Source organism: Rhizobium sp. 05L419 (assembly GCF_056397845.1).
The window spans coordinates 98329-104919 of record NZ_JBFTOF010000021.1 but is presented as its reverse complement, the minus strand read 5'-3'; the positions used below and the strand labels follow the sequence as shown (position 1 = coordinate 104919).

Annotated in this window: 6 protein-coding genes and 3 pseudogenes; 4 read left to right on the top strand and 5 right to left on the bottom strand. The window is 59.3% G+C overall.

Translation table 11 applies throughout. The annotated features are described in order from the left end of the window. Positions 1-868, top strand: an 868-nt coding sequence (locus AC1DMK_RS23025) for a HEPN domain-containing protein (RefSeq protein ID WP_477862286.1), incomplete at its 5' end; no start/stop codon positions are given. Between the two features lie 58 nt (positions 869-926). Here AC1DMK_RS23025 and AC1DMK_RS23020 read toward each other — a convergent pair. Then, positions 927-1274: a hypothetical protein gene (locus AC1DMK_RS23020; protein ID WP_477862284.1), complete on the bottom strand. Its 348-nt coding sequence runs from the start codon at positions 1272-1274 to the stop codon at positions 927-929. Positions 1275-1314: 40 nt separating this feature from the next. On the opposite strand from AC1DMK_RS23020, the pseudogene AC1DMK_RS23015 reads away from it, so the two are divergent. From AC1DMK_RS23015 to AC1DMK_RS23005, 3 pseudogenes are all read left to right on the top strand, one after another. Continuing rightward, a pseudogene (locus tag AC1DMK_RS23015) lies at positions 1315-1497 on the top strand (type IV secretory system conjugative DNA transfer family protein); the annotation flags it as partial. A 173-nt stretch (positions 1498-1670) separates the two neighbouring features. Beyond that, positions 1671-1983, top strand: a pseudogene (locus AC1DMK_RS23010) (WGR domain-containing protein). A 37-nt stretch (positions 1984-2020) separates the two neighbouring features. Next, positions 2021-2223, top strand: a pseudogene (locus AC1DMK_RS23005) (HU family DNA-binding protein). A 48-nt stretch (positions 2224-2271) separates the two neighbouring features. On the opposite strand, the gene AC1DMK_RS23000 reads toward AC1DMK_RS23005, so the two are convergent. The 4 genes from AC1DMK_RS23000 to AC1DMK_RS22985 all read right to left on the bottom strand — a co-directional run bounded on the left by AC1DMK_RS23000 (position 2272) and on the right by AC1DMK_RS22985 (position 6167). Continuing rightward, positions 2272-2580 carry a DUF736 domain-containing protein gene (locus AC1DMK_RS23000; protein WP_037065464.1) on the bottom strand — a complete coding sequence of 103 codons (309 nt, stop codon included), beginning with the start codon at positions 2578-2580 and terminating at the stop codon, positions 2272-2274. A 730-nt stretch (positions 2581-3310) separates the two neighbouring features. Beyond that, positions 3311-4222 carry a calcium-binding protein gene (locus AC1DMK_RS22995; protein ID WP_477862282.1) on the bottom strand — a complete coding sequence of 304 codons (912 nt, stop codon included), beginning with the start codon at positions 4220-4222 and terminating at the stop codon, positions 3311-3313. A 374-nt stretch (positions 4223-4596) separates the two neighbouring features. Further along, complete coding sequence (locus AC1DMK_RS22990) at positions 4597-5148, bottom strand: calcium-binding protein (RefSeq protein WP_477862280.1); 552 nt, start codon at positions 5146-5148, stop codon at positions 4597-4599. Between the two features lie 89 nt (positions 5149-5237). Then, on the bottom strand, positions 5238-6167 hold the full coding sequence (locus tag AC1DMK_RS22985; protein WP_477862278.1) for an ArdC family protein: 930 nt from the start codon (positions 6165-6167) through the stop codon (positions 5238-5240). Positions 6168-6591 lie beyond the last annotated feature (424 nt).

Here is a 6591-nt window from a genome sequence, read left to right as displayed (position 1 = left end):
GCGCCGCGAGCTTTCGCGGGTCATGCAGATCGTGTTCGACGAGTTCAACGACCATCAGAAGACCAAGCTCTCCGACAAGCAGCGCGCCGGCAAAATCCTAAAGCTCGTGCTGTACGGCTCCTATGCCCGCGGCGACTGGGTCGAAGACCATGACAGCGGCTACCGTTCGGATTACGACCTGCTGGCCGTCGTCAACACACACAGCTTCGCCGAAGAAAACGAGGTCTGGTGGAAGATCGATGAACGTCTGCTACAAGAGTTTGCTGTCACCCGGCATCTCGAAACACCGGCCAAAGTGATTGCCCACAGTCTCAGTGATGTCAACGACAAGCTGGCGCGCGGCCTGCCGTTCTTCATCGATATCGCCCGCGATGGGATCGTGCTTTACGAGGAAGCAGGGCATCCGTTCGCAGAGCCGAAGCCGCTGACCCCGGCGGCGGCACGAGACGAAGCGCAACGTCATTTCGATCAGTGGTTTCCTGATGCTTGGGAGTTCATAGTCATCGCAGAATTCTGCCAAACTCGTGGCAGCTTGAAGCTTGCGGCATTTAACCTTCACCAGGCAACGGAGCGCTTCTACCATTGCGTCTTGCTTGTCCTGACGCTCTACAGCCCGAAATCCCACCGGCTGAACACATTGCGCACCCACGCGGAACGCATCGCACCAAAATTGATCGATGCATGGCCGCGCGACACCAAATTCGCCCGCCGCTGCTTCTCGAGGCTTGACCGCGCCTACGTCGATGCCCGCTATTCCGCGCACTACGAGATCACCGCCGAAGAACTGACCTGGCTTGTCGAACGGATCAAGCTTCTACATGAGCTGGTAAAAGATGTCTGTGAGGATCGTCTGAACTCGCGGCGTTGATCCGCCGCTCGCATCATCTATTTCCTCGGGATTCACGCTTCCGACAATGCATTGGGACCTAATAGCACCCAGACGGCCATCGTCGCCGGCTGCTAAAGCGCACGCCGTCCGCCGGCGAAGGAGACGCGGTCGATTTGGCGGTGCCGAAGTCGGAAGATACACAAACGCGGCCACTAAATGCGGAATGGACCCGACGCCGCCGTTGTGAATGCCGTATCATCAAAGCCACCCCGACACTCCTGAATAGCCATTGCGACTGAGATGATGAGCCGGACCAACCAGGGTGCAGTTTCTTGTTTTCGGCAATCGCAGCGGCCAGTTCGCCTTCGATCTGCCGGCGTTCTGTCATCGTTGGCGCATTTCGCAGTTCGGCACGCAATTCCTCGATGTGCTGCTCGTTCGTCATCTTCGGCTCCTTGACGTTTATGAAAGATGACCGGCGCGGCCTCGCACGCCGCCCACTGATCCTGCCCCATGAGGTCCTGCGGATGCGCGCGGGCGAGCGGATCGTTTTCACCGCCGGCAACGCGCCACTGAGATGCGGTCGCGCTATCTGGTTCCGGCGCGAAGATATGAGAACCTGCGTCGGCCACAACCGCTTCAACAGCAACATTAAAAGCTCGGAATGAAGTGAGTCTCGATTGCCCTTGCCCCCGACAGGCTACATTCTTCAACGCCGAAAGGCGGAAAGGCGGAAAGGCGGCGTCGGCGGCAACGTCCGATCACGAAAATGAATCCATGCGCATCGGAGGATTCGAAACTCTGATTGCACACCGGAATCTGAAGGTGTGACTCTGCGTGGATGATTACGCAGCACTATCACCTCTATGTCGAGCGTATCGAGCCTGAGAAGAACATGGCACGGTTCTATGCGCTCGCCGTCCAGCCGACACTGTCCGGAGAAGTGTCGCTCGTGCGCAGCTGGGGGAGGATCGGGACGCGTGGTCAGCAGAAGGTGCACCTCTTCAATGAAGAGAAGCACGCCATCGCGTCTGTTCCTCGAACTTCTCCGCGAAAAGCGAAATCGAGGCTATAGGCCAAAACCACCTGTGGAAATCCCGGCTGTCCGGCATTCCTCGCCGCAGCGCGTCAATGGCAACCCCATCGCAAGCTGACAGGGATTCCGTCTTCTTAAATGATGCAGGGAATTCCATGACCACCACCAATGAAATCGCCGACAAGATTGCCGCAACAGCCTAACGAAGGTCCAGGCCAAAGGCATCGTCGAATCCGTGTTCAAGGCGATCGCAGAAGCTGCCGGCTGCGATGCAGAGACATCGACCGTGAAAATCCCGGCTTCGAAGAAGCTGACATTTGCGCCTGCAAAGGCGCTCAAGGATGCACTGAACAAGTGATCCCACGACTTGGGAGAGCCCCGCCTTTCGGCGGGGCCTTCGTTGCTATCAGTCCCGGCTCGGCCGGGACCAGATCAGGGAGAGGCCCTCCTCGCCTTCGACCTCGATCAGGGTTGCGTAGATCGGGGCCGGGAAGCTCGGGTCGTCGAGCTTGACCGAGAGGTAGTCGCGGCCTTCATTCGAGGTCTTCTTCCACGCTGCGCCGAACTCGACATTGCCTGCGAGGATGCGGAAGTCCGGACCCTTTCCGGTAGCGCGCTCGACTGCGCGGACGGTTGCCTTGACGTTGAGATTGAGGGTCTTGATGGTGCCGTTGAAGCCGTTGCCGGAAGCGGTGAAAGAGCCGATGGTTGCCATTGCCGTGTTCCTTTTCTGTTGTTCGGGCCGCGCCCACCGCGGCCTCGATGGCTGTCGACAGGACCGGGGACGATCGGCCTGCACCTGAAAGGCCGAAACGCAGTGGAGGATGGCCAAGGGAGAGGCTTTCTTGCTTCGCGAGGAATGGGCGCTTCGGCGCACAGGGGAAGAAAACGAGCCGGCCGTTGCGGATGCCGATCGAGCCGAGCTGCAGCTCGGTGATCTTCGGTCAGACATGCCCCATCGAGACCGCAGTGGGTGAGCCCGCTGACAGGTTCGCAAACAATACGGCAATGGCGTCATCTGGCGGTGATCGGTTGGAAACGCCCTGCCCTACGCTCCAGCACGCTCAGCACACAAAGGCCAAACTTGATCGCAGGCGGCCGCTTCTCCAATAGGTGGGTGCGTACAGCAAATACAAACTGCTCGTCTCAGCTGCCAAAAGCGCGCGTGTTAGGCAGGTCTCACCAAGACCTGCGATAACCTCGCAGTCCGGATCTCAGTGTCGAACGGCTCCGCAAGATTCGGGCGGCTGTCGATTTCGGCGACACCCCCTCTTCGGCCGCCTTGTTGCGGATGCCGAGTAGAAGATGGGCGACGGAGGAATCAAATGCGGAAGAAGGGATCGTGGTCATGAGCTTTATCCTTGGGAGGTAGGTTCCACGTCATTGGAGACCAGGCCTGAATGGGGCGGCGTCATGCGGGCGACTTTCGGATAGGATGGAGAGGCTCAGAATTCCTTATAAGCTGCGGCACGCGCCTCGGCCGTCGCAGCCGCGATATTGTACGGTTTGAGTCCTTTGACGACCTGGGTGGTTCCGTCCTGAAACGAAACCGTTAAAGTCGTGCTCGACTGTCCCATGAAATCGACGGCGATCTTATCCGTCGAGCCCTCAAAGGTGATGATTGCGCCGCCCTTGGTTGATTCGACGTGCATCTTGTCCGCCGTCAGGCCCTCACCAAATTTTAGGACGCTGTCGCTCGAGCCGACAAGCAATTTATCTTGCCCGTCACCGGCAGCAAAATGCGCTGTCGAACCGTGGCCAAGGAAAATCCGATCATTGCCAGCGCCGCCGGTAACCTCTGATGCGAAATCGCCGTCAATATCGTCGTCGCCGGCGCCGCCGTCTGCCACGCTGCCAAACCAAGCGTTAATCGTATCGTCTCCGGAGCCGGCCTTAGCTGAGCTTTTTGAGTAGAGTTCAATTCTATTATTCCCGTTGCCGGTCTGCACAGTGCTGCTATTGCCAGCAGTGATAATGTTGTTTCCGTCGCCAACAACGATTGTGCTGCGACTGTGAGCATCGATTGTGTTGTTCCCCTGTAGATCGGTAATTTCGCTTTCGCTACCGTGAATCGTGTCGTCGCCTTCGTCCCCGTTGGCAGTGCCGCGGAAGTCGGCGTCAATGTAGTCGTTGCCAGCGCCGCCCGAGATCGTGCTGCGGTAGTTGCCCCAGATTACATCGTCGCCGGCGCCGCCAGAAATCGTTGACCCCGGTCCTCCCCGCAGGATGTCGTTGCCGTCGCCACCGGAGATGGAGGTGTCGGAGCCGCCCCAGATGACGTCGTCTCCCTTCGTGCCCTGGAGCGACTGGAAAGAGGAGCCGACGACGATCATGCCGGTGTCATACTTCATGCGCATGAGGAAGTCCTGAGGTGGGCCCATCGTCTGGATGCCTGAGTCGATCAGTCCCTGCAGAATACGGGCGGCCGTCGATTGCGGCGAAGCACCCTCTTCGGCTGCCTTGTTGCGAATGCCGAGCAGAAGATAGGCGGCAGAGGAAACATATGCGGAAGAAGGGATCGTGGTCACGAACTTGTATCCTCAGGAGGCTGGTTCACCGTCATCGGTGACCAGGCCTTGAAAGGGAGGCGGCGTCATGCGCGCGAAGATGTGCGTTTATTCGACTTTGGATTGTGACCGTCGGGTGGTTAACAAATGGTTAATGCGCGTTCATCCGGCAGTCTAAACGGCCCGAGCAGGCGGCTTGCGACCGCCTGCTCGGGCCGTTCGTTTTATATCAGGTCTGCTGCGGTGATCTGGCCGGGATTCAGCCCAACAAAGACCACCTGCGTGTTGTCGAACCAGACGGACGCCTGCAGCGCACCGCTTCCGTCGTCATAACTCGAGAAGGAGATGTTAGAGACCCCCGACGCCGCTGAGATGTGATCGATGCCGTCGGCAAAATCGGTGATGAAATCCAACCCGTCGTTGGAACCGAACACAAAGACGTCGTTGCCCGCGCCGCCCGTCAGGCGGTCGTCGCCGGTACCACCAATGATACGGTCACCCAGGATTGACCACATGATGGAATCATTGCCGGCCATCCCCTCGATCGATACTCCCCTGATGTCGGAAAGGGCCGAATCCCAACTGACAGTCCCGACCAGGGTGTTGTCAGCCGCGCTGCCCCTGATCCCGGTGATATCGGCCAATCCAACATTGGAAAGATYGGCATCCGTCGCAAAGTTGAGATAGACGGAAGCGCTGGAGCGGTTGTCAACCTCGTCGATGCCCGCCCATTCCTGGATATTGATGTCGATCGTTCCGTTATGAGTGGTATCCACGGGTATCCAGATCGAATCGAATTCCGTTTCGAAGTTGAGAGATAGGTGACGTTTCGTACCGGAACTTGGGTGACACTTTTACCACGTTCCTAGGAAGGTGGCCTAAGCCCCTCCCCGCCGCTTGATGGCTGCAAGTGGTGCAGATAGTCGGCTGCGCGCTGTGCATGTGCGGCGGCGGTGAAGATTGCGCGCGTGTCGCTGCCAAGTACGTCCAGCCATCCGTCGATATAGCTTGCGTGATCCGCACGGGGTTCAAGTTCGGGAACGACCCCGAGATCAGCGCAGAGAAAGCAACTGCCGAGTTCGGCAATGAGCTCTTCGCGAGCGCGTTCAGCCCGGTCCTTCGCATAGCGGCTGAGATCCCGATCGAGCCGATCCTTTGGTGCCGTCCAGTGCGTCATCTCGTGGCTGAGGATTGCGACATAGGATGCCTCGTCGCGAAAGGCCTCGAGATGTGGCATCTGGATATAGTCACGAGCTGGCACATAATAAGCCGACGCTCCTCCATGCCGGATCAGAGCGCCTGTGTTTGTGAAGAAGCGACCGGCGTGACCAAGGCGATCCAGCGGATCAGGCCATCCTTTGATCGTATTGAACCGGTCATCGAGACCTGTGATCTGGTCGATGTTGAAGACCGTGTAGGCTTTCATGAACGGAATGTCGCGATCGACCGCCTGCCCGGTGTCGGCGGTCTCGGTGCGGACGAATGAGCTGGCGAAGACGACAGTCGTTCCGGTCTCCCCCTTGCGGACCGCGCCGCCGAGCGCGAGTGCCTGGCGGAAGGTCATCCAGGTCGAGGACGTGAAGCCCCGGGCGATGGCTTCGGACCAGAGCAGAAGGACGTTGATCCCCGAGTAGGTATCGCCATTGTGGCGCAGTGGCCTTGAGACGGGATAGGTCGGATGTGCTGCCCGCCAGGGTTGGGTCCAGGGACGGACGCCCTGTTCGAGGTCGGCGATGATCTTGCTGGTGATGCGACCGTAGAGATCGGATCGTTGGTGGCTTTGCTGTCCCGTCATGATTGAACCTCCGATTGAGGTCGCGACCACCGCGACCTGCCACGGCGGTCCAAGAGCCAGGCTTCAAGCGGCGGCCGGCACCCGACGGGCCGAAACGATAGTGGAGGACGGCGAAGCCGTTGCGGCCAGCGCGGGCCTGGCAGGACCAGAGCCGGGGCAGGTCGTGGGATCGCTTGTCATCGCAGGCAAACGCGGGGGACAGTCACCCAAGAAGACGGCACCCCGCATGGCCCGTTCACAATTGTCGTTCGAAATCAGTATTTTGGGTGGAACGTCGCGCATGTCGCGTGTAGCCGCTCTGAATGGGTCCCGTCGCAAGGAATGTTCGAAACGATCAGGTGGCCGCTGCGGGTCGGCGGGCAATCGCGGCTGGATTGCGTCACTGCGGCGCCGCTCTCTCGGACCCCGGCCCCGAAAGCGGCCT

What these genes read in the sequence shown, in the direction of transcription:
- AC1DMK_RS23020 (WP_477862284.1), bottom strand. Translation starts at nt 1,274, where the DNA reads ATGACGAACGAGCAGCACATCGAGGAATTGCGTGCCGAACTGCGAAAT.
- AC1DMK_RS23000 (WP_037065464.1), bottom strand. Translation starts at nt 2,580, where the DNA reads ATGGCAACCATCGGCTCTTTCACCGCTTCCGGCAACGGCTTCAACGGC.
- AC1DMK_RS22995 (WP_477862282.1), bottom strand. Translation starts at nt 4,222, where the DNA reads ATGCGCATGAAGTATGACACCGGCATGATCGTCGTCGGCTCCTCTTTC.
- AC1DMK_RS22985 (WP_477862278.1), bottom strand. Translation starts at nt 6,167, where the DNA reads ATGACGGGACAGCAAAGCCACCAACGATCCGATCTCTACGGTCGCATC.